This window comes from Synechococcus sp. CCY 9618, assembly GCF_019038415.1.
Classification (GTDB): Bacteria; Cyanobacteriota; Cyanobacteriia; order PCC-6307; family Cyanobiaceae; genus Cyanobium.
Map to the genome: position 1 here is coordinate 1 of NZ_JAFKRG010000046.1, position 20927 is coordinate 20927.

The following is a 20927-nucleotide window of genomic DNA, read 5'->3' on the forward strand; positions in this document are numbered from 1 at the left end:
GCTGGGAGGCACCGGCGTGGAGGGCATCGCTGCGGTCGTCCTCGGAGATGTCCCAGAAGACATAGGCCCACTGGGGATCGCGGGGCAGGAAGACGACCCGGGTCTCGGCGGCCGGGCGGGGGGCCGGGGCCATCTCCGACTCCACTGCCGCCATCGGCCTTTCCGCCGTGGCGGTGACCGGAGACGGGGCCGCCGGGGACGCCGGCTCGCCCGAGCGATCAGCGATGGCTCCTGCCAGGGCATCCCGACCCTGGGCGCTGTAGCGCTGGATGCCCAGAGTCCTGGCCAGCTCGCGCAACTGGCGCATGCTCAGATCAGCCAGGTTCGCGAAGGGGTTGGACCTGGCCATGGTATTTCAAGAATCGTTACACCCATGATCCCGGATGGGATCAGGATGGGATTGCCCCTGTCAGCGGATGGCTATATGGCGGCAGCATGGCGCCCCGGGTGGCGTCGAAGCCCGGCCGCACCAGAGGGCGGGGCCGGCGTTCCGGCATGGCGGCCAGCAGCGCCGAAACCGTCAGCAGGGCCCCCAGCGCCAGCCAGAGGCGCCAGCGACGCGACACCACCAGGGAGTTGCCGCGCCCCAGCCCGCCACGCTCCCCGCCGCGGGCGATCCGTCGCGCCCTGCCGATGCCCAGGGGCTCTCCGCAGCGGGCGCAGACCATCCGACCCGCGAGGCTGCGGTCGGCCTTCACAGCCCAGCTGCCGCAGTTCGGGCAAGCCATTCGTCACCGGATACATCGCCCCTCCATGGTGGCGGATGCCCCGGCACCACAGAGAAACCCGGGGATCAGAGAAGCGCCGGATCGGCACCGGCGGGGCGATCGCCGGGCGGGAGATCGGCCATCAGCCGGAAATCCTCGAAGTCGAAACCCGGTCCCACGCAGCAGTGGAGCAGGCTCCAGCGGCCCTGGCTGCGGGCCGCCTGCCACCAGCCTGACGGGACGATCTCCATCGGACCCCGATCCGGCGTCCCGGGGTCCCCACCGGCACCCAGGGGACCCAGGACCAGCCGTTCGGCGCGTCCTCCCCTGGGGGCCAGCCGCCAGAGATCGAGGGGATCGCCCCCGGCGTGATGCCAGACCTCATCCGCCCCGTCGACCCGATGCCAGCGGCTGCGCTGACCCTCCGTGAGCAGGAAGGCGATCACGGTGAGGCCGGCGCGCTGCCCGCCGTCATCGGCGCGCCGCACCCGGCCGGCGGAGCGGTGCAGCTCCCGGTACCAGCCCCCCTCCGGATGGGGCCGCAGATCGAGGCGGGCGATCAGGGCGTCCGGATCGGCGGAACACATGGCCTGGCGGCGGAGGGTCGCTGCCGATGATCCCGCGGCCGCCGCCATCCGGAGTAGAACATCTGTACTGTTCCGGATCGATGGCCGCCCTGCCCCCCTCGCCGCCAGCGCCGTGGCCCCTGCCCCCGCGGGAAGGAGCCACGGCGCTGTTCTGTCTGCTGGCCACCGAAGCCGTCAGCGCCGGCTTCCCCAGCCCCGCCGACGACTACGTGGAGGCCCGGATCGATCTCAACATCGAACTGATCCCCCGCCCCCTGTCCACCTTCTTCATGCGCGTCTGCGGCGATGCCATGCGGGGGGACGGCATCGTCGACGGCGACCTGCTGGTGATCGACCGCAGCGTCGATCCCCGTCCCGGCATGGTGGTGGTGGCGGTGCATGCAGGCGGCTTCCTGCTGCGCCGCCTGGCCCGGCGTGGCACCGGTCTGTGGCTGGTGGCCAGCGATGGCACCAGTCCGCCCCTGGCGCTGGCCGGCGACGAAGCGGCCGACACCGGGACTGGCGGCGCGGGCGCCGACCTCTGGGGCGTGGTGATCCACGCCGTGCATCACCTGGCGGGCGCCCCCTCCCGGCGCCGCTGATCGGCCACCGGACCGGGCGTCAGGGATCGGCCCGGTGGGGCAGGGCACGCGGGTCGCCGGAGATGGGGGGAGGGGTGACCAGCAGGCCGCGGCGGCGCAGCTCACGCCGGAATTCACCGGCCAGCCCATCCGCCATCCAGAGCTTGCGCAGATGGCCGAAGATCACCATGCAACGCAGCACGATGGTGACGCAGACAAGCACCTGCAGGCAGAGTTTCAGCACGGTGGGAGCAGCTGCGACGCTGTGCTGGAACCAGCCTAGGGGCGGCGACGGCGAAAGGCCGCGGCGGGCCGCCGGAAAAGCGCCACCCAGGCGTCATGCTGGGGGCGATGGGCGTCGACGTCGCCCCTGCCCGCTTCGATGATCGAGCCCCTGCCGGAGCTGAGCACCGCCGAACTGGAGACGCTGCTGGCCGCCCTGGATCCGCTGCTGGATGGCTTCGGGGAAGGCGGATCCTGCCTGGATGATGCCAGTGCCTTCCTGGAACGGCTGGGCATCGGCCAGCAGGCCGATGGCGAAGCAAGCGCCTCGCCCCTGCTCCAGTGGCTGGAGAGCTGGCGGGCCGCCGGCGGCAACCGGACCACCCTGCGACTGATGGTGCACACCCTGCTGTCAGGGCGGGACGGCTAGCAGCAGCCGCCCGCCGGGGCGGCACTGGTCTCGTCGAAGGGAAGGGCGCTGCCGCAGCCCTGGAACAGGCCCAGATGGGCGCGGAAGTCGCCGCGGAAGTGGAAGTGGGGGGCGAAGCGGCTGGCCTGGAGCATGGACCAGGTGTTGCCGCAGACCCGCTGCTCCTCGCCGGCCGCGAACAGGTGGTGCTTGTCGAAGGCCAGCCGCTCGGCCTCGGCCTCCACCGTGCCCCGGTAGGTCACGCTCTGGCCGAAGTCCTCGCAGGCGTCCTCGAGGGCATCGATGGCGAACAGCCGGTAGGTGGCGGAGAAGAAGCGGGCCTCCCCCACCAGCGGGGCCAGCTGGGGCTCGGTGATGGCCAGGGGCCGGTCGCTCACCAGCCGGGGGTCAGCAAAGCCGGCGGCACGGGCCAGCCGCAGGAAATCGTTCCAGTAGAGGGCGCCGCCCAGGCATTCGCCGTAGAGCACCGGATGGGAACGCACCGCCTCGGGCAGGCGGCGATCGGCGTAGACGTCGGAAAAGTAGAACTCACCGCCGGGCTTCAGCAGCCGCCGGATGCCGGCCAGCACCGCCGCCTTGTCGGTGGAGAGGTTGAGCACGCAGTTGGAGACGATCACATCGAACCCACCCGGCTCCAGATCCAGGGCCTCGAGGGCTTCGATGCGGCCCTCCAGAAAGGTCACGTTGGCGAAGCCGAATGACTCGGCGTGGAAGGCCTGGTGGCGGCGGGCCACCGCCAGCTGCTCGGGCGTCATGTCGACCCCCACCACCGCACCGGTGGCACCGGCCAGCTGCGAGAGCAGGTAGACGTCGCGCCCCGCCCCGCAGCCGAGATCCAGGATGCGACAGCCCTCCAGCAGCGGTGGACACACCAGGCCGCAGCCGTAGTAGCGGCCTGTGACCTCCGGATGCACCCGGGCCAGCAGCGGCCGCAGCCAGGCCGGCACCGCATCGGCGTCGCAGCAGGCGGTGGTCTTGAGGTCGGCGGTGCCGGTGAGCTCCTGGCCGTAATACGCCTGAACGACCTCCTGCAGGGACGACGACATGACGGAACAAAGAAATGTGATGTGACCCTAATCAGGTCCGGCAGAGGGCATCGGCCATGCGGACCGTCTGGACCACTGGGCCCACGTCGTGGACCCGCAGCACGTCGGCACCGGCGGCGATGGCCTGGGCGCAGACCGCCGCCGTGCCCCACAGCCGTGCGCGGGGACGGGGCTCGGCCAGCACCTCGCCGATGAAGCGTTTGCGCGACGGGCCCACCAGCAGCGGGAACCCCTCGTCCCGCAGCAGAGCCAGGTCCCGCAGCAGGGCCAGGTTGTGGGCGGTGGTCTTGGCGAAGCCCAGCCCCGGATCCCAGAGGATCCGCTCCGGCCGCACCCCCGCCGCCAGGGCCCGCTCGGTGGCACGCAGCAGCTCCTGCCGCACCTCGGCGACCACATCGCCGTAGACGGCCAGGTTGTCCATGGTGCGGCTGTCACCACGGCTGTGCATCAGCACGCAGGGGCAGTCCGCCGCCGCCACCACCGCCAGCAGGGCCGGGTCGCGGCGGCCGCCGCTGACGTCGTTGATCCAGTGGGCTCCTGCGGCCAGGGCCGCCTCGGCCACCGGGGCGCGGAAGGTGTCGATCGAGAGCAGGGGGCCGCCGGCATCGGGGGCCGGCAGCGCCGCCAGGATCCTCTCCAGGGCCGGCAGCACCCGGGCGATTTCGGCTTCGGCGCCGACGTCGCAGGCCCCGGGCCGGGTGCTCTGGCCACCCAGATCGAGCAGGTCGGCCCCCTGGCGGTGCAGCAGCCGGGCCTGGCGCAGGGCGGCCTCAGGTGCCTCGAAACGGCCGCCGTCGCTGAAGGAGTCGGGGGTGAGGTTGAGGATGCCCATCACCAGGGTGCGATCTCCCCAGTGGAACCCAGGCAGCAAGCCGCCAGCCACGGGGGTGGTCCGCCCCATGGGCCTGGTCAGGCCGTCACCGGCACCTGATAGTTGGCGATGCGGGCGAAGCTGACCGGATCGAGGGAGGCGCCACCCACCAGCACGCCGTCGATGTCGCTCTGGGCCATCAGCATGTCGATGGTGGCGGGGTTGACCGAACCGCCGTACTGCACCACCACATCGGGGTTGCCCACCCAGCCGCGGATCAGGCCGCAGATGCGGTTGGCCTCCTCGGCGGCGCAGGTCTTGCCGGTGCCGATCGCCCAGATGGGCTCGTAGGCCACGATCAGCCGCAGGGGATCGATGCCCTCCAGGCCCTGCTCCACCTGGCGGTGGATCACCCGCTCGGTCTCGCGGGCCTCCCGCTGGTCGTCACTCTCGCCCACGCAGAGGATCGGGATCAGGCCGGCCTTCTGGGCGGTGCGGGCCCGCAGATTGATCTGCTCGTCGGTTTCGCTGAAGTACTTGCGCGGCTCGCTGTGGCCCACGATCGCGTGGGTCACCCCGTGCTCCAGCAGCATCGGGGCGGAGATCATGCCGGTGTAGGCGCCGCTCTCCTCCCAGTGCACGTTCTGGCCGGCGATGGCGACGTCGGTGCCGGCCAGGTGACGGCAGACCGTGGGAATGGCGGTGAACGGCGGGGCCAGGATCACCTCCCGGTCATCGGGCAGATCGGCGATCAGGGGCCGGAAGCGGGCGGCAAACGCCCGCGCCTCGGCGCAGGTCATGTGCATCTTCCAGTTGCCTGCGATGACGGCCTTGCGCACGGAGTCTCCTGGCAGCGACATTCGAGGCAGGCTAAGGGGTGATGGCCCCCTTTCCCTCAGCGGCCAGGCGTGGGGAGAGCATCAGCACCTCGCGGCCGTCGATAGCCACGGCATCCCCCGGGGCCAGCTGGCGACCGCGGCGGGTCTCGATCGCCCCGTTCACGGTCACATCGCCCCGCTGGATGCGCTGCTTGGCCTCGCCGCCGGTGCCCACGAGGCCCTGCCATTTGAGGAACTGATCCAGCTTCACCGTCCAGAGGCGCCCGAACAGCGCTGATAGGGTTCGTCGATGCTTGCACCCTCGCCGGCCGGCTTCCGCAGGCTCTGGCCGCTGCTGAAGCCCCACCGGCGACCCCTGCTGCTGGGGGGCTTCTGCATGCTGGTCTTCGTGGCCTGCTGGCCCCTGCTGGCCTGGCTGGCGGGCCAGCTGATTCCGGCCATCGGCGCCGGAGACTTCAACACGGTGCTGCGCACCGTGGCCGCCGCCCTGGGGGTGTTTCTGGTGCAGAAAGCGGCCCAGTTCGGCCAGGACACCCTGCTGGCGGGTCCGGCCCTGCGGGTGAGCCAGGAGCTGCGGCGCCAGCTGTTCGCCCGGCTGCAGCGGCTGGAGTTCGGAGCCCTCGAGAAGCTCTCATCCGGCGATCTCACCTACCGCCTCACCGAGGACGCCGACCGGGTGGGCGAAGTGATCTACAAGACGATCCAGGACACCACCCCCAGCGCCCTGCAACTGGTGGTGGTTCTGGGCTACATGGTGTGGCTCGACTGGCCCCTGGCCCTGGCCACCCTGCTGCTGGCCCCGCTGGTGGCCCTGCTGGTGAGCGGCTTCGGCGCCCGGGTGATGGCAGCGGCCGAACGCAGCCAGAAGCAGGTGAGCGACCTGGCCTCCCTGCTGGGGGAAGCGATCGGCGGCCTGCCCCTGGTGCGGGCCTTCGCCGCCGAGCCCTGGCTTCAGGAACGGTTCGACACCGAGATCGACCTGCACCGCCAGGCCCGCTACCGCACTCTGGAGCTGCTGGCGCTCCAGCATCCGGTGGTGGGATTCATCGAGGCGGCAGGCATCCTCTCGGTGCTGCTGATCGGCGCGGCCCGGATCCGGGCCGGTGGGCTCGACAGCCAGGGCTTCAGCAGCTATGTGGCCGCGTTGCTCATGCTGATCGACCCGATCTCCCACCTCACCACCAATTTCAACGAATTCCAGCAGGGCCAGGCCTCCCTGCGGCGGCTGCGGGCCATCGAGGCCGAACCGGTGGAGCCCCCCGACCATGCCGATGCCCGCCCCCTGGGCAGCGTCTCCGGCGAGCTGGTGCTGGAAGGGGTGAGCTTCGGCTACGAGCCGGCCAGTCCCGTGCTTCGCCACCTCGATCTGCGGATCCGGCCCGGCCAGGTGGTGGCCCTGGTGGGGCCTTCCGGTGCCGGCAAGAGCACCCTTTTCTCCCTGCTGCTGCGCTTCAACACGGCCCAGAGCGGCCGGGTGCTGCTCGACGGCCAGGACCTGGCCGACCTGAGGGCCAGGGAGCTGCGCCGGGCCGTGGCCCTGGTGCCCCAGCAGAGCAGTGTGTTCTCCGGCACGGTGGCCGATGCGATCGCCTTCGGGCGCCCCGCCAGCGCCGAGCAGATCCGCCAGGCGGCTCGGCTCGCCAATGCCGCCGACTTCATCGAAAGCCTCCCCGACGGGTACGAGAGCCGCATCGAGGAGCGGGGCAGCAACTTCTCCGGCGGCCAGCTGCAGCGTCTGGCGATCGCCCGGGCGGTGCTGGGCGACCCGGCGGTGATGCTTCTGGATGAAGCCACCAGCGCCCTGGACGCGGAGGCCGAGGAGGCGGTGCAACAGGGGCTGGAGCAGGCGATGGCGGGGCGCACCGTGCTGGTGATCGCCCACCGGCTCGCCACGGTGCAGGAGGCGGATCTGATCGTGGTGCTCGACGGCGGCCGCATCGTGCAGCAGGGGAGCCACGACCAGCTGATGGCCAGCGGCGGCCGCTACCGGGAGCTGTGCGAACGCCAGTTCATCCGCCTGGAGGCCTGAGGCTCGCCACCTAGGGTTGCCCGATCCGCACCCTTTCCCTTGGAAACGCCCAGCCAGCAACCTCCCGTGCTGACCTTCGAAGGCAAGCGCTACGACCTCAACGGCCTGCCCGACGAGGTCAAGGAGATGGTGCGGGGCATGCAGGTGGCCGATGCCCAGCTGCGCATGCACGAGGACACTCTCAAGGTGCTGGCGGTGGGCCGCCAGGCCATGGCCATGCAGCTGAACGAGCGCCTCAAGGGCATCGCCCCCCTGTCCGAAGCGGGCTGATCCCGCCCCCTCCGGCTCAGGCCAGGGGGGCCAGGTCCTCAAACAGGAAGCGCTGCTCGGCCACGGGATCCTCACTGCTGATGCGGCGCTCGGCCAGCACCCAGGGGCCCCCTTCGCCGAGGGGTACGAAGCGATCGGTGAAGCGGCTGGTGCCACCGCGGGCCTCGCCGCTGGCTGGGTCGCTGTAGCGGCTGGTGTAGGTGTGGCTGAGGTAGCCGTGGCCGGTGTCGGTGACGCTTTCCGTGAAGATCGTCACCACGGTGCCGTGGATGTGGCGGTGCACCATGGTCACCACGTTGTCCTTGATGCGGTAGCGGTCGCCCTCGGCCTTGCCGCCCATGATCACCTCGGTGCCCACCGCGTCGGTGTCGCCGGCGGTGAAGGTGTTGGCGCCGTGGGTCTGCTCGAAGGGGCGGCGCACCCGGTGAATCGCCACCTCCCACAGCTGGGAGGCGACCGCCTTGTGCACCTCCTCGTCGGCGATCCCCTCCACCGTGGCCTTGAGATCGGCACCGACCTGGAACGTGCCCTCCAGACGCTTTTCCCCCTGCTCCCAGATGCAGCGGCCCTGGTAGCCGGCGAAGCCGGGCTCCCAGGTGTAGCGGTTCTCGTAGGCGGCGCGGAAGGCCTCGCGCAGGTCGGTGCCGGGGGCGACGGGCTGGGCTGCCACTGAGCTGGTCACGGGGCGACGGGCGATCGGGGGTTCACCCTACCCAGGGCGGGTGGATGTCCTGCAGGGCTGCCACCTCCACCTGCCGCTGCTCCTGCAGGGCGGCGATGGCCTCCACGGCGGCGCGGGCCCCGGCCAGGGTCGTCACCGTGGGAACGGCGTAGTCGAGGGCGGCCAGCCGCAGGTAGCGGTCGTCGTGGGCGGCCTGGCGCCCCACCGGCGTGTTGACGATCAGTTGCACCAGGCCGGAGCGGATGGCGTCCTCGATGTTGGGCCGGCCCTCGTGCACCTTGAGCACCGACTCCACCGTCAGACCGGCCGCCGCCAGCACCGCGGCGGTGCCCGAGGTGGCCGTGAGGGTGAAGCCGGCAGCCAGCAGGTGGCGGGCCACCGGCACCAGGGCGGGCTTGTCGCGGTCGTGGGTGGAGAGGAACACGTTGCCGGTGGTGGGCAGGGGTTCGCCGGCGGCCAGCTCCGCCTTGGCGTAGGCCAGGCCGAAGCTGGCGGCGATGCCCATCACCTCGCCGGTGGAGCGCATCTCCGGTCCCAGCAGGGTGTCGGCCCCGGGGAAGCGCTTGAAGGGCAGCACCGCCTCCTTGACGGTCTGGCGCGGTGGCACCGGCTCGCTCAGCAGCCCCAGCTCGGCCAGAGTGCGGCCGGCCATCAGCTGGCTGGCGATCTTGGCCAGGGGCACGCCGGTGGCCTTGGCCACGAAGGGCACGGTGCGGGACGCCCGCGGGTTGGCCTCGATGATGAACACGGTCTCGGTGCCGGCCCCGTCGAGCTGGACGGCGAACTGCAGGTTGATCAGGCCCCGCACCTCCAGCGCCAGGGCCAGCTCCGTGCTCCAGCGGCGGATGGTGGCCAGGGCGTCGGCCCCCAGGGACACCGAGGGCAGGGCGCAGGCGGAGTCGCCCGAATGGATGCCGGCCGGCTCGATGTGCTCCATCAGGCCACCGATCACCACCGTGCCCTGCCGGTCGCAGAGGGCATCGACATCCACCTCAATGGCGTTCTCCAGGTACTGGTCGATCAGCACCGGATGGTCGGGCTCGACCTGCACCGCCTCCACCATGTAGCGGTTGAGCTCCTCCTCGTCGAAGACCACCTCCATGGCCCGCCCCCCCAGCACGTAACTGGGGCGCACCACCACGGGGTAACCCACGGCCGCCGCCACCGCCCGGGCCTCGGCATCGGTGCGGGCCAGGCCGTTGCGGGGCTGGCGGATGTCCAGCCGGCGCAGGATCGCCTCGAACTGTTCCCGGTCCTCGGCCCGGTCGATCGATTCGGGGGAAGTGCCCCACAGGCGGGTGCCGGTGGCGAGTCCCTCCGGGGAGGCGAGCCAGCGCAGCAGGGGGATCGCCAGCTTCAGGGGGGTCTGGCCGCCGAACTGGACGATCACCCCTTCCGGCTTCTCCGCCTCGATCACGTTGAGCACGTCCTCCAGGGTGAGGGGCTCGAAGTAGAGGCGGTCGCTGGTGTCGTAATCGGTGGAGACGGTCTCCGGATTGCTGTTCACCATCACAGTGGCGAAACCCGCCTCCCGCAGGGCGAAGGAGGCGTGGCAGCAGCAGTAGTCGAACTCGATGCCCTGGCCGATGCGGTTGGGGCCGCCCCCCAGGATCATCACCTTGCGGCGGGTCTCGGGGGTCACTTCATCCTCGGGGGGCAGCACCGTGAGGGAGCCGTCGGCCTCCAGCCGCTCCAGGGGCCGCTCGTAGGTGGCGTAGTGGTACGGGGTGGAGGAGGCGAACTCGGCGGCGCAGGTGTCGACCGTCTTGAAGACCGCATTCACGCCGAGCCGCTGGCGGCGGCGCCGCACGCTCAGCTCGTCGCTGCCCGTGGCCCAGGCGATCTGGCGGTCGGAGAAGCCCGCCTGCTTCAGCTCCAGGAATGCCTCGGCCCCGATCGCCTCAAGAGGCCGTCCCCGCAGCAGGGCGGCCTCGAGGCTCAGGATCCGGCGCAGCTTGGCCAGGAACCAGGGGTCGATGGCGCTGAGTCGGTGGATCTCCTCGTCACTGCGGCCGGCCAGCATGGCGGCGCGCACGGCATGGATCCGGTCGGGGGAGGGGATGCGCAGCCGCCGCTCCAGATCGGCGGGATCCAGGGGCAGGTCGAGCCGGTCGCAGCCCCAGCCGGCATGGCCCGTCTCCAGGGACCGCAGGGCCTTCTGGAACGACTCCTCAAAGCAGCGGCCGATGGCCATGGCCTCCCCCACCGACTTCATCGAGGTGGTGAGCACCGCCGGGGAGCCGCGGAACTTCTCGAAGGCGAAGCGGGGGATCTTGGTGACGACGTAGTCGATCGTGGGCTCGAAGCAGGCCGGCGTGGCGCCGGTGATGTCGTTGACGATCTCGTCGAGGGTGTAGCCCACTGCCAGCCGGGCGGCGATCTTGGCGATCGGGAAACCGGTGGCCTTGCTGGCCAGGGCCGAGCTGCGACTCACCCGGGGGTTCATCTCGATCACCACCACATCGCCGTTGGCGGGGTCGACGGCGAACTGGATGTTGCTGCCGCCGGTGTCGACACCGATCTCGCGGATGATCGCGATCGACTGGTCCCGCAGCCGCTGGTACTCCCGGTCGGTGAGGGTCTGGGCAGGGGCGACGGTGATCGAGTCGCCGGTGTGGACCCCCATCGGATCCAGGTTCTCGATCGAGCAGACGATCACCACGTTGTCGGCGCTGTCGCGCATCACCTCCAGCTCGAACTCCTTCCAGCCGAGCAGCGACTGCTCGATCAGGATCTGGGAAACGGGGCTGGCCTCCAGGCCGCTCTTGCAGAAGGCCTCGAATTCCTCGGGGTTGTAGGCGATGCCGCCGCCGGAGCCGCCGAGGGTGAAGGCGGGGCGGATGATGCGCGGATAGGTGCCGATCCCTTCCCCGACCCGGATCGCCTCCTCCAGGTCGTTGGCGATCCCCGAGGGGCACACGGCCACGCCGATGCGGGCCATGGCCTCCTTGAACAGCAGCCGGTCCTCCGCCTTGCGGATCGCCTCGAGATTGGCGCCGATCAGTTCGACCCCGTAGGTGGCCAGGGTGCCGTCCTGGGCCAGGGCGACGGCCAGGTTGAGGGCGGTCTGGCCGCCCATGGTGGGCAGCAGGGCATCGGGGCGCTCCTGCTCGATCACCCGGGCCACCACCTCCGGGGTGAGGGGCTCGATGTAGGTGCGATCCGCCAGGTCCGGATCGGTCATGATCGAGGCCGGGTTGGAGTTGACCAGCACCACCTCGTAGCCCTCGGCCCGCAGGGCTTTGCAGGCCTGGGTGCCGGAATAATCGAACTCGCAGGCCTGGCCGATCACGATCGGCCCCGACCCCAGCAGCAGGATGCGCTTCAGATCCGTGCGGCGCGGCATGGGGGGTCGGCTGGGCAAACCCGCCAAGCCTCTCACGGTCGCCGGCCCCACCGGCCCCCCGACACCGCTGGGACCGCAGGCAATCGCTAATCTGACGGGGTACCTTCGCCCGAGATACCGCCGATGAGCGAACTCCAGCGCCTGAAGGGGTTGCTGCCCCCTGAGATGCAGAGCTGGGTGTTCGTGGAAGCGGCCGCCTCCGTCGATCCGCCCCTGATCACCATCGAGGAGATCGGCCGCGACGAGGTGGAGATCCAGGTGGATCTCGAGAAATGGGATGTTCTTGCCCTCGACCACCGCAACCTGCTCTTCTGGCACGAGGTGGGTCGCATCCAGAACGATGCCATCCCCCGCGACGGCTGGGAGATGGCCGCCCTGGCCATCGGCCTGGGGGGCGCCATCGGTGAACTCTGGGTGCAGGACGGCCTGCTGCTGCTGATGGCTCTGGGCCTGTCGGGCTTCGCCGGCTATCGCCTCTATCTGAAGAACAACTCCGAGAAGCGTCTGCAGGACGCGATCCTGGCCGACGAACGGGCCATCGATCTCGCCTGCCGCTTCGGGTACAGCGTGCCCAATGCCTACAAGAGTCTGGGGGGCGCGCTCAAGGAGCTGGTCGAGCAGACCCGCAAGAAACGCCGCCGCACCTTCTACGAAGACCGCCTGGAGGCCCTGCGCAAGAGCGCCGGCAAGGCCCGGGCCGAGATGGCCCAGCAGCAGGGCTCCCGCCAGTCGGTCACCAGCGAGAACGTCTATGGATAGTCGCGACCTGGCCCGGCTTGCCGCCGAGGCCTGTGATGACCGCAAGGCGGTCGACATCCGCCTGATCCGGGTCGACGAGGTCTCCTCCCTGGCCGACTGGTTTGTGATCTGCAGCGGCCTCAGCGACGTGCAGGTGCGGGCCATCGCCCGCTCCGTGGAGGATCGCCTCGAAACGGACGCCCAGCGCCTGCCCCTGCGGCGGGAGGGCCAGAGCGAAGGCCGCTGGGTGCTGCTCGACTACGGCGAACTGATCGTTCACGTGCTCACCCCCCAGGAGCGCAGCTATTACGACCTGGAATCCTTCTGGGGCCACGGGGAGCAGGAGCGTTTCGTCGGCACCCCGGCCGAGGTGAGCGGCGTCGCCGGCGGCAGCCAGGGCGGCGGCACCTGAGGAGGGTGTCGATGGCCTCCGGCGTTCCCAGCCTGCCCAGCCAGGACACCCCCTGCCCGGTGCCGCCGGCCCAGCGGCCCCTGCAGGAGTACGAGCAGCTCTGCCGCTCCTGGTTCTTCACCTGGCCCGCCGATGGTTCCGCCCGCCTCTGGAGAGCCCTCGGCGTCACCTGGCTCTTCTCCCTGCCCTTCGCCCTGCTGGTGGCCAGCGGCAGCATCCCCCTGCGCCACGATCCGCCCCGGCTGGTGGTGGCCGCCGCCGCCGCCGCGGTGCTGCTGCCCCTGTTCCTGCTGCTGCGCCAGTGGCTCGGCTGGACCTACGTGCAGAGAAGGCTGGTCTCGGAGCGGGTCGAGTACGAGGAGTCCGGCTGGTACGACGGCCAGGTGTGGGAGAAGCCGATCACCTGGCGCCAGCAGGACCTGCTGGTGGCCCGCCACCAGGTGCAGCCGGTGCTGGCCCGCCTGCGCCGGGCCTTCACCGTCGCCATCGGCCTGCTGCTGCTCGGGACGGGGCTCTGCCAGGCTCTCTGACGTCGGCCCCCCCTCGGAGCGTCTCCGTCCGCCATGACCCTGTCCTCCAGTTTCGCCGGCCCGGGCCGCCCCGGCATCCCTTCGCTGGAGGTCCGCCTGCTGCGCGACGGGATCGTGGAATCGCGCCACCGGGTCCACGCGGTGGTCTGCGACCAGCGTGGCCGGGTGCTGATGAGGGCCGGTGATCCCCAGCAGCTGAGCTTCGTGCGCTCGGCCCTCAAACCCTTCCAGGCGACGGTGTTCGTGGCCAGCGGCGCCGCCGATCGGATGGGGGCCGGCGAGCGGGGCCTGGCGATCGCCTGCGCCTCCCATGCCGGCACCGCCGCCCATGCCCGGGAGGCCTTCAAGCTGCTCTGGGGGGCCGAACTGGACACCGAGGACCTGCAGTGCCCCACCCCCCCGGGAGCCAGCAGCCCGCTGGAGCACAACTGCTCCGGCAAGCACGCCGCCTTCCTGGCGGCCTGTCGGCAGATGCACTGGCCTCTCGAGAGCTACCTGCAGAGCGACCATCCCCTGCAGCAGGAGGTGCTCAAGCGGGTGGGCGAACTGCTGGGCCTGCCTGGAGCCGAACTGATCACCGCCATGGACGACTGCGGGGCCCCCACCCTGCAGCTGCAACTGGCCCAGATGGCCCTGCTGTTCGCCCACCTCGGCGGCGGTGAGCAGGCCGACCTGGAGCGGCTCAGCCGGGCCATGCTCGCCCACCCCGACCTGATCGCCGGTGAGGGGCAGTTCGACACCGAACTGATGCGACGGGGCCTGGGCCAGGTGATCAGCAAGGGGGGCGCCGAGGGCATCCAGTGCCTCAGCCGGGTGGGGGAGGGCATGGGGGTGGCCATCAAGGTGGAGGACGGCGCCCGCCGCGCCAAGCAGGCCGTGGCCCTGCACCTGCTTGAACAGCTCGAATGGCTCACCCCCTCCACCCTGGAGGAGCTGCGCCGGCGCTACCTGGCGCCCGCCGACCACCTGCGGCTCGACGTGATCGGCGAGCTGCGCTTCGACTGAGGCGCCGGGGTCAGGCGCATCGGCTGATACAGTTAGCCAGCGATTGCAAGCGGATCCACGCCGGCGGTCGCGAGCGAGAGGTCAACCCTCTGGTGCATCGCGGGGTAGAGCAGTCTGGTAGCTCGTCGGGCTCATAACCCGAAGGTCAGGAGTTCAAATCTCCTCCCCGCCACCAATTCGTCGAGACCCCCAACGGTCCGATCCTCACCCCCGCCCCGCCGGGGGTTTTTTATGGCCGGTGCGTGCGGGGCCCGCTCCCTGGCAGGCCCGGCCGGTGCTGGCGATGCTGGGACCCATGACCCATCCTCTGGCCGGTGCCCTCGCCCTGGTGGCCGGCTCCCCCCTCAACCCGATGCCCCTCAGCGCCCTGCCGGCCGACCTCCAGCCCCTGGTGAGGGAGCTGGGGCGCCACGGGTTCAGCGTGAAACTGGCCGTGCCCCCGGTGCGGGGGGTCTACGGGCTCTACCAGGCCCGCCAGCGAACGATCTGGGTGGCGCCGATCAGCTTCGAACTCGGCATCGCCCGCCCGACCTTTCTGCACGAGGCGGTGCACGCCGTGCAGAGCTGCCCCACCGGCGTGGTGGCGCCCCTGGGCTGGCAGCTGCCCCTGGCACCGGTGGTGCGCCAGCAGATCGGCGGGATCCTCGCCACCGCCTACCACGGCAACAAGGCGGCGGAGCAGGAAGCCTTCGCCCTCCAGAGCCAGCCGGACGCGGTTCCGCGGCTGCTGGCCGCCCTGCGGCAGCGCTGTGCCGGCCGGGCCCGCTGAGCCGGTGACCCACGGCCGATGCGGGGTGGCATCAGGCCTCAGGTGGGGGGAGGGTCGATCTGGCCTTCGGAAATGGTGATGAACACCCCATCGAAACTCCGGAAGGTGAAGGACAGCGGCCGCTCGGCGTACTCCAGGGTGCGCTTGCGGAGGATCTCCATCGCCACCCGCTCGCCGAGCCGCAGGCTGCGGGTGTTGTCCGAGCGCCAGTGCACCCCGCCCATGCTGCGCCCCATGGCCACGTTGGCGGCCAGCTTGTTCAGCTCGCCCCCCACGGTGATCTGGCCGCCGTCGGCGCCGGTGTAGGGGGCGGGAGCCGCGAAATTCTCGCCGCCCAGATGGGCACCGGGCTGGAGCAGGCCGTCGATCACCACGGGCTCCCTGCGCCGGGAGGCGCCGGCCGCCTGGGCCAGCAGGGGCTCAAGTCGGGCATCCTCGTCGTACCAGGCCTTGAGCACCGTCACGCAGGCACCGGCCACGGTGGCATGGCCGGCCCCGTAGGCCGGGTGGGGAGGGGAACCGGCGGAGAACGCCATCGGCAGAAAGTTCGTGCCGTGCTGCAGGCGCACCCGCTGCGCGGCCACCGAGTCGATGGCCAGCCGCTGGAGTCCATAGAAGCGCTTGCTGCCGCTGAGCCCGACTTCCTGCATCTCGATCATGCCGCCGTACACCTCGGGCCTGGCCCGGCGGTGCACCAGCCACTTCTGGCGCCACACCGCCTTGAGGGCACGGCTGGACACCTCCGAAACGACGGTCAGAAGGTCTGGGCCACCGAGGGTGGCGAAGCCTCCCTCCCTGCTCTTTCGCACCCCTTTGTAGGGATTGCCGTCATCGAGGGGGGTGTTGATGGCATCCAGGAACAGGGCGGCATTGAAGTAGGCCTGATGGAGAGCATCCCGGTTGACGAACCGGGCCAGATCCCTGAGGGTCGAGATGTAACGCGGAGAGCTCGCGTAATAGATCTCCCCCCGGGCCGGATCCAGCTGATCGGCATAGTTGTTGCAGGCCCCGTAATCCCTCCCCCAGCGATCCTTGCCGGTGTTCTGGGCCCGCAGCCAGTCATCGCGGCTGGTCAGGAAGTCCTTCTCCCGCACGTAGGGCGTCTGCTTGCTCGAGATCGTCTGCACGCCGTAGGGAATGTCCCGCAGGAAGAACTGGCTGACCAGGGGACCGAGGTCTTCATCGTGCAGCCCGCAGCGAAAGAGCGTCTCCTGGCGCAGATCCAGCCCGGAGGCGGAGGCGGGCAGATCCTCGACCAGCCGCAGGCCCCCTCTGGCGCGGTCCTGGTTCAGGGCCGCCTGAAAGGAGGAGCCGACTTCAGCGACGGCCGTGGCGACGTCCGGATCCGTGGCGAAGTCGTGCAGGGGCTTGTCGCGGAGCAGGGCCATCCAGTACAGCTCGACCATCTCCGCTGCCGAGCTGACGCTGTTGATCCCGGGGGCCGGAGGCATCTCCATGGCGGCGGGGTCGGGCCCCCAGCCCTCGGCGGCAGCGCCGGCCAGGGGGCTGGTGAACCTGGCGACGGCCGCCGTCGCGCCCGGGTCCGCCGCCGGCGCAAAGGGAGGAGCGAGGGAGCCCGGGCGGACCCGCTCAAAGGAGGTGCGCACCCCGGCGGCGATGTCCTGACAGGTGCGGACGAAGTCCCGGTAGGCGTCCCGATCCACTTCGCCGAACTGATCATGGGGAAGGGTCTTGTGAAAATTTCCCAGAAAGGCGGCGGCTGAACCCGGAGTGCCGAACTCCTTGAGTTCATCGCTGTTGGCTGTCGGAAACGTCATGTCGGTTCTCTCAAGGGTCACATCCCATCCCTACCCAACAGGAATTCCCCGCACATCCCCAACGGAAGCTGCAGTGAAGCCCCCTCTTTGCCTCACAGGGCATCCAGGTGCCAGGTGCGCCCCTGGCCGCCCGTCAGCAGGCGACCCGCCACGATGAGGCGGCCCTTCCCCCATGCCCATGGCCGTCGCCCCATCTGCCGCCCCCGGCAGCGAGCCTCCCTGGGACGCCGTGGTGGTGGGAGCGGGCGCGAACGGTTCGGTGGCGGCCATGGTGCTGGCGGAAGCGGGCCTGCGGGTGCTGGTCCTGGAGGCGGGCCCGGACCTCTCCCCCCGCCGCGCCCTGGGCAGCGAGCCCCTCAACAGCCTACGCCGGGCAGCCCACCTGAGCAGCGGCCGGCAGCGGCTGCAGCGCCATCACCCCGGCTTCTGGAAACACAACCCCGAGCTGTTCGTCGACGAACGCCGGAACCCCTACACCACCCCCGCGGAGGCTCCGTTCCTGTGGACCCGGGGGCGCCAGGTGGGCGGCAAGAGCCTCACCTGGGGCGGCATCACCCTGCGCCTCTCGGACACGGAGTTCCATGCCGCCCGACGCGATGGCCACGGCCCCGCCTGGCCCATCGCCAGCCGCGAGCTGACGCCCTACTACGACCGGCTCGAGACCCTGCTGGGGGTCCATGGGCAGCGGGACGGCCTTCCCCAGCTGCCGGACGGCCGCTTCCAGCCACCGCTGCCGTTCACCCCGGGGGAGCGTCACCTGCAGGAGGCGATCGGCCGTGACCTGGGCCTGCCCCTGATCCACTCCCGCGGCTTCGCCCTGCACCGGCCCACTCCGGAGGCCCCCTGGCCCCGCTCCAGCGCCCAGGGCCTCACCCTGCCCCGGGCGCTGGCCACTGGCCGGGTGCACGTGCGCAGCGGGGCCGTGGTGAGCCATCTGGAGATGGATGACCATCAGCGCCGCGCCGCGGCGGTGGTGCTGGTGGATGCGGCCAGTGGCCGGCGGGAGAGGATCCCCGCCCCCCTGGTGGTGCTCTGCGCCTCGACGATCGAAACGGTGCGGCTGCTGCTGCATTCCAGCGAGGCCGTGCGCCCCGGGGGCCTGGCCGATCCCTCCGGCAGCCTGGGCCGCTTCCTGATGGACCACATCTCCACCAGCCGCTTCTTCTCGATCCCCGCGATCCCTGAACCCGCCGAGCCGGCCGAGCTCTCCGGGGCCGGCAGCTGCTTCATCCCCAACACGCTGAATCTGGACGACACAGAGCGGCAGGCGTTCCTGCGGGGCTACGGGATCTGGGCGGCGGTGCAGCGCTTCGACCCTCCAGCCCTGCTGCGGCGCCGGCCCGGGGAGGCGGTGGGATTCCTGATCGGCCATGGGGAGGTGCTGCCCCGCGCCGGGAACCGGGTGAGCCTCGATGGCTCCCGCACCGACGCCTGGGGCCTGCCCGTCCCCCACATCGACTGCCGCTGGGGAGCGAACGAGCAGGCGATGGTGTCGCACATGCAGGCCCGCATGGCCGCGGTTGTGGCTGCGGCCGGTGGCCGCATCCGGCCGATCGAGGAGCTGTTCGTGCTGCCCCTGCTGGAGCCCCTGATCCGCACCAGCCTGGCGGTGCGGCCCGAGCCGCCGCCACCGGGCTACTACATCCACGAACTGGGCGGGGCCCGGATGGCCGACCGGCCCGAGGAGGGGGTGGTCAACGGCTGGAACCAGTGCTGGGGGGCCGCCAACGTGCTGGTCACCGATGGCGCCTGCTGGCCCAGTGCCGGCTGGCAGAGCCCCACTCTCACGGAGATGGCGATCACCTGGCGGGCCTGTGAAGCGGCTGCCGGCCGGATGCGGCGTGGCTGAGGCGCGACCGGCCGGATGGGGCGGCGGTCAGGGAGCCCTCACCGGGAGGTGATGGCGGTGTCGATCACCACAAACAGCCCGGCGGACTGTGCGCACAATGGCGGGGCGACCTTCCAAGGGTCGGGCAAGGGAGAAAAACACGGGCGAGGGTTGGCACCCTCGCTTTTTTTTGTCCCTGACCTTCCAGGCCGGAACGTTCCGGCCAAACCGTCAGCGTCGCTGGAACAGGCCGTCGAGGTAGTGCTGGGAGACGGTGGGCTCCTGGCAGCCGTTCTGGAACAGGAAACCGGCCAGGGCGGAGGTGATGACGCTGTACTGATCCCAGTGGGGATGGGCGCTGATGAAGTCCCTCATGCCATCGAAGAGCACCTCGGGCACCTCGGCTTCGAGGCTGACACTGGCGCCATTGCCGGTGCTGACGCCGGCGATGCTGCACCCGGGGGGCTCCGGATCCTTGGCCATGCTCCTGGGTTTCGTCAGAGGTCGGACCCCAGTACGCCACAGGCGGCGTTCCACGTCAAAGGGGCCGCGACGGGGGCGGGTACCGGCTCAGAGGCGTGAGACCCGTTGCCCCGGTTGGGTCCGAGTCGGGGTGTTCCACAACACGACCGCGGGTGATGGCTGCGGGGCAAGGCTGTCAAGCAGGATCTGAGCAAACGACGGCTTTCCCCAGCCCCACGGCGCCGTGGCCGCCGAGCCGCCGCGATCTGTGGAAAAACCCCCGCGAATCTGTGGAAAAAGCTCCTGTCGTGGGGAAAGCCCCCATTGATTGGGAAAACTGATCAGATCGAAGTCTCCCTGACCCCGAGACGGGATGAGACCAGCCGGCCTGCGCCGTCACCGCCGCCGCCGCTCAGTCGGCGGAACGCCGCAGGGTCCTCGGACCCAGGGGGTGGTCGGCATGGGGATAGGGAGGATGGTGGTGGTGGCCATGGTCCTGGCCAGGCCCGGAGCCGCCCACAGCCAGGGGCACCCCATCGGGCTGGCAGGCGCCGGTGCATTCCCGCTCACAGAGGGTGCAGCTCTCCACCAGACCCTCCACGTGGTGATGGTGGCTGTGCTGGGGAGCTCCGACCTCCCGCTCAAACCCCAGCACCCGGGCCCGGTACTTGCAGAGGGAGCAGTTCATGTTCACGTCGCCCCCCAGGACCTCCTCCACCCGTTCGCGGAAGGTGTCCAGCACCAGCGGATGGTCCCCCAGGTAGGAGGCCTGGACCATCTCCAGCTGGGGATGGTCGGCGGCCACCCGTTCGCTGTGCTGGCGGATGCGGCTCACCAGCACGCCGGAGAACAGGAAATAGGGAAAGACGACGATGCGCCGGTGGCCGAGCTTCACGGCCTGGCGCAGGCCGGGTTCCACCAGAGGAAAGGTGACCCCTGAGTAGAGGGTTTCGCCCCAGCCGAAGCCGAAGCCCTCCACCAGCATCCGGGTCACCTTGGCCACATTGGAGTTGGCGTCGGGATCGGAGGAGCCGCGGCCCACCACCGCCAGCAACGTGTCGTGCAGGGGAACCGGGGTGCGGCCGGCGGCGAGGGCGGCGGCATCGGCGGCCTCCAGGGAGGCGCGGATGCGGGCGGCGGCAGCCTGGATCATCTTCAGGTCGACGCCCAGCTCCCGGCCGTAATCAATGCGCAGTCCGGTCTCGGCGGCGTAGGTGTTGAGCACCGAAGGGATGTCGTTCTTGGCATGACCGGCGGCGAAGAGCATCGCCGGCACCGCCAGCACGTGGCGCACACCCAGTCCCCGCAGGGCGTCTAGGCCATCGCGGAGGATCGGCCGGGCGAATTCCAGATAGCCGTGATCCACCGGCACGGGGCCGAGGTGGTGCCGCAGCTGATGGGCCAGGGAGGCGAACTCGGCCACCGCCAGCCGGTTGCGGCTGCCATGGCCGCAGACCAGCACCCCGATCGGGCCGTGGGGCCCCTCCGTAGCGATCACGCGATCAGGGGCGGTGGTCATGGAGCTCTGCGCCTGGGATGACCCTATCCCGGGGGCAACGAACGAGGGGAGCGTCAAAAGCGAAGCCGGTAAGCCGAACCCTGAGGCGGTCAAGCCATTGCATTGTTTTGTTACATTTGCTCGCAGTTGCCCCCCAACCCCCCATGACCAACACCTCCAACATTGACCAGGCCTGGTTCGAAAGCGCCGCCACCGCCCAGATCCACGCCGAGCAGCTTCAGGCTGTCGAACGCTTCAACGGTCGGGCCGCCATGCTCGGTTTCGTGATCGGCGTGCTCACCGAAGCCCTCACCGGCCAGGGGATCCTGCACCAGATCGGTCTGGGCACCCTGCTCTCCCAGGGCTGATCCGCCGCGG

24 protein-coding genes and 1 tRNA gene are annotated in these 20927 nt (G+C 70.5%); 12 read left to right on the top strand and 13 right to left on the bottom strand.

All coding sequences use genetic code 11. The features are described from left to right. From KUG41_RS10945 to KUG41_RS10955, 3 genes are all read right to left on the bottom strand, one after another. Nucleotides 1-349 (bottom strand): DUF4912 domain-containing protein (locus KUG41_RS10945; RefSeq protein ID WP_216904097.1); only part of this gene is annotated, 349 nt, incomplete at its 3' end. A 40-nt stretch (nt 350-389) separates the two neighbouring features. Beyond that, complete coding sequence (locus KUG41_RS10950; RefSeq protein WP_216904098.1) at nt 390-728, bottom strand: hypothetical protein; 339 nt, start codon at nt 726-728, stop codon at nt 390-392. Nucleotides 729-793: 65 nt separating this feature from the next. Continuing rightward, a complete protein-coding gene (locus tag KUG41_RS10955; RefSeq protein ID WP_216904099.1) occupies nt 794-1294 on the bottom strand; it encodes a cupin domain-containing protein in 501 nt (166 codons plus the stop codon). Between the two features lie 80 nt (nt 1295-1374). Here KUG41_RS10955 and KUG41_RS10960 point away from each other — a divergent pair, with 80 nt between their 5' ends. After that, nucleotides 1375-1875: a LexA family transcriptional regulator gene (locus KUG41_RS10960; RefSeq protein ID WP_216904100.1), complete on the top strand. Its 501-nt coding sequence runs from the start codon at nt 1375-1377 to the stop codon at nt 1873-1875. Nucleotides 1876-1894: 19 nt separating this feature from the next. Here the strand turns inward: KUG41_RS10960 and KUG41_RS10965 are convergent, their stop codons facing one another. Continuing rightward, nucleotides 1895-2098 carry a hypothetical protein gene (locus KUG41_RS10965; protein WP_216904101.1) on the bottom strand — a complete coding sequence of 68 codons (204 nt, stop codon included), beginning with the start codon at nt 2096-2098 and terminating at the stop codon, nt 1895-1897. A 138-nt stretch (nt 2099-2236) separates the two neighbouring features. Here KUG41_RS10965 and KUG41_RS10970 point away from each other — a divergent pair, with 138 nt between their 5' ends. Beyond that, the gene (locus KUG41_RS10970) at nt 2237-2506 is read left to right on the top strand and encodes a hypothetical protein (protein ID WP_216904102.1); all 270 of its coding nucleotides are present in this window, start codon (nt 2237-2239) and stop codon (nt 2504-2506) included. On the opposite strand, the gene KUG41_RS10975 is transcribed toward KUG41_RS10970, so the two are convergent. From KUG41_RS10975 to KUG41_RS10990, 4 genes are read right to left on the bottom strand one after another with little or no spacing between them, the layout of a single operon-like run. Further along, entirely contained in the window at nt 2503-3552 is a 1050-nt protein-coding gene (locus tag KUG41_RS10975) for a methyltransferase domain-containing protein (protein WP_216904103.1), read from the bottom strand. The two genes, KUG41_RS10970 and KUG41_RS10975, sit on opposite strands and share 4 nt — an antisense overlap. A 31-nt stretch (nt 3553-3583) precedes the next feature. Further along, nucleotides 3584-4453, bottom strand: a complete 870-nt coding sequence (gene folP, locus KUG41_RS10980) for a dihydropteroate synthase (protein ID WP_216904104.1) — start codon at nt 4451-4453, stop codon at nt 3584-3586. A gap of 8 nt (nt 4454-4461) precedes the next feature. Continuing rightward, complete coding sequence (gene tpiA, locus KUG41_RS10985) at nt 4462-5223, bottom strand: triose-phosphate isomerase (protein ID WP_216904105.1); 762 nt, start codon at nt 5221-5223, stop codon at nt 4462-4464. Nucleotides 5224-5233: 10 nt separating this feature from the next. Continuing rightward, on the bottom strand, nt 5234-5452 hold the full coding sequence (locus KUG41_RS10990; RefSeq protein WP_216904106.1) for an RNA-binding S4 domain-containing protein: 219 nt from the start codon (nt 5450-5452) through the stop codon (nt 5234-5236). A 39-nt stretch (nt 5453-5491) separates the two neighbouring features. Between KUG41_RS10990 and KUG41_RS10995 the strand changes: the two genes are divergently transcribed. Together KUG41_RS10995 and KUG41_RS11000 are read left to right on the top strand one after the other, a co-directional pair. Beyond that, nucleotides 5492-7231, top strand: coding sequence for an ABC transporter ATP-binding protein (locus tag KUG41_RS10995; RefSeq protein WP_216904107.1), 1740 nt, complete (start codon nt 5492-5494; stop codon nt 7229-7231). Nucleotides 7232-7270: 39 nt separating this feature from the next. Then, entirely contained in the window at nt 7271-7501 is a 231-nt protein-coding gene (locus KUG41_RS11000; RefSeq protein WP_216904108.1) for a DUF6447 family protein, read from the top strand. A gap of 16 nt (nt 7502-7517) precedes the next feature. On the opposite strand, the gene KUG41_RS11005 is transcribed toward KUG41_RS11000, so the two are convergent. Together KUG41_RS11005 and carB are read right to left on the bottom strand one after the other, a co-directional pair. After that, nucleotides 7518-8183: a DUF3386 domain-containing protein gene (locus KUG41_RS11005; RefSeq protein ID WP_216904109.1), complete on the bottom strand. Its 666-nt coding sequence runs from the start codon at nt 8181-8183 to the stop codon at nt 7518-7520. Between the two features lie 22 nt (nt 8184-8205). Further along, nucleotides 8206-11529 (bottom strand): carbamoyl-phosphate synthase large subunit, encoded by a 3324-nt coding sequence (gene carB, locus KUG41_RS11010; RefSeq protein ID WP_216904110.1) that lies wholly within the window; start codon nt 11527-11529, stop codon nt 8206-8208. A gap of 123 nt (nt 11530-11652) precedes the next feature. Between carB and KUG41_RS11015 the strand changes: the two genes are divergently transcribed. From KUG41_RS11015 to KUG41_RS11040, 6 genes are all read left to right on the top strand, one after another. Next, on the top strand, nt 11653-12288 hold the full coding sequence (locus tag KUG41_RS11015) for a DUF3318 domain-containing protein (protein ID WP_216904111.1): 636 nt from the start codon (nt 11653-11655) through the stop codon (nt 12286-12288). Further along, nucleotides 12281-12679, top strand: coding sequence for a ribosome silencing factor (rsfS, locus tag KUG41_RS11020; RefSeq protein WP_216904112.1), 399 nt, complete (start codon nt 12281-12283; stop codon nt 12677-12679). The genes KUG41_RS11015 and rsfS overlap by 8 nt, the downstream gene beginning before the upstream one ends. Nucleotides 12680-12690: 11 nt before the next feature. Beyond that, nucleotides 12691-13209 (top strand): CGLD27 family protein, encoded by a 519-nt coding sequence (locus tag KUG41_RS11025; RefSeq protein WP_216904113.1) that lies wholly within the window; start codon nt 12691-12693, stop codon nt 13207-13209. A gap of 33 nt (nt 13210-13242) precedes the next feature. Continuing rightward, nucleotides 13243-14214, top strand: coding sequence for an asparaginase (locus tag KUG41_RS11030; RefSeq protein ID WP_216904114.1), 972 nt, complete (start codon nt 13243-13245; stop codon nt 14212-14214). Nucleotides 14215-14312: 98 nt separating this feature from the next. Further along, a tRNA-Met gene (locus KUG41_RS11035) sits at nt 14313-14389 on the top strand. 120 nt (nt 14390-14509) lie between these two features. Then, nucleotides 14510-14983 (top strand): hypothetical protein, encoded by a 474-nt coding sequence (locus KUG41_RS11040; protein WP_216904115.1) that lies wholly within the window; start codon nt 14510-14512, stop codon nt 14981-14983. Nucleotides 14984-15021: 38 nt separating this feature from the next. Here KUG41_RS11040 and KUG41_RS11045 read toward each other — a convergent pair whose 3' ends face one another. Next, the gene (locus tag KUG41_RS11045; RefSeq protein WP_216904116.1) at nt 15022-16761 is read right to left on the bottom strand and encodes a vanadium-dependent haloperoxidase; all 1740 of its coding nucleotides are present in this window, start codon (nt 16759-16761) and stop codon (nt 15022-15024) included. Between the two features lie 178 nt (nt 16762-16939). Here KUG41_RS11045 and KUG41_RS11050 point away from each other — a divergent pair, with 178 nt between their 5' ends. Next, nucleotides 16940-18610 (top strand): GMC oxidoreductase, encoded by a 1671-nt coding sequence (locus KUG41_RS11050; RefSeq protein ID WP_216904117.1) that lies wholly within the window; start codon nt 16940-16942, stop codon nt 18608-18610. A gap of 210 nt (nt 18611-18820) precedes the next feature. On the opposite strand, the gene KUG41_RS11055 is transcribed toward KUG41_RS11050, so the two are convergent. Beyond that, nucleotides 18821-19072, bottom strand: a complete 252-nt coding sequence (locus KUG41_RS11055; protein WP_216904118.1) for a DUF2811 domain-containing protein — start codon at nt 19070-19072, stop codon at nt 18821-18823. A 391-nt stretch (nt 19073-19463) separates the two neighbouring features. After that, the gene (locus KUG41_RS11060) at nt 19464-20570 is read right to left on the bottom strand and encodes a sirohydrochlorin chelatase (RefSeq protein WP_216904119.1); all 1107 of its coding nucleotides are present in this window, start codon (nt 20568-20570) and stop codon (nt 19464-19466) included. Nucleotides 20571-20713: 143 nt separating this feature from the next. On the opposite strand from KUG41_RS11060, the gene KUG41_RS11065 reads away from it, so the two are divergent. After that, the gene (locus KUG41_RS11065; RefSeq protein ID WP_216904120.1) at nt 20714-20917 is read left to right on the top strand and encodes a chlorophyll a/b-binding protein; all 204 of its coding nucleotides are present in this window, start codon (nt 20714-20716) and stop codon (nt 20915-20917) included. Nucleotides 20918-20927 lie beyond the last annotated feature (10 nt).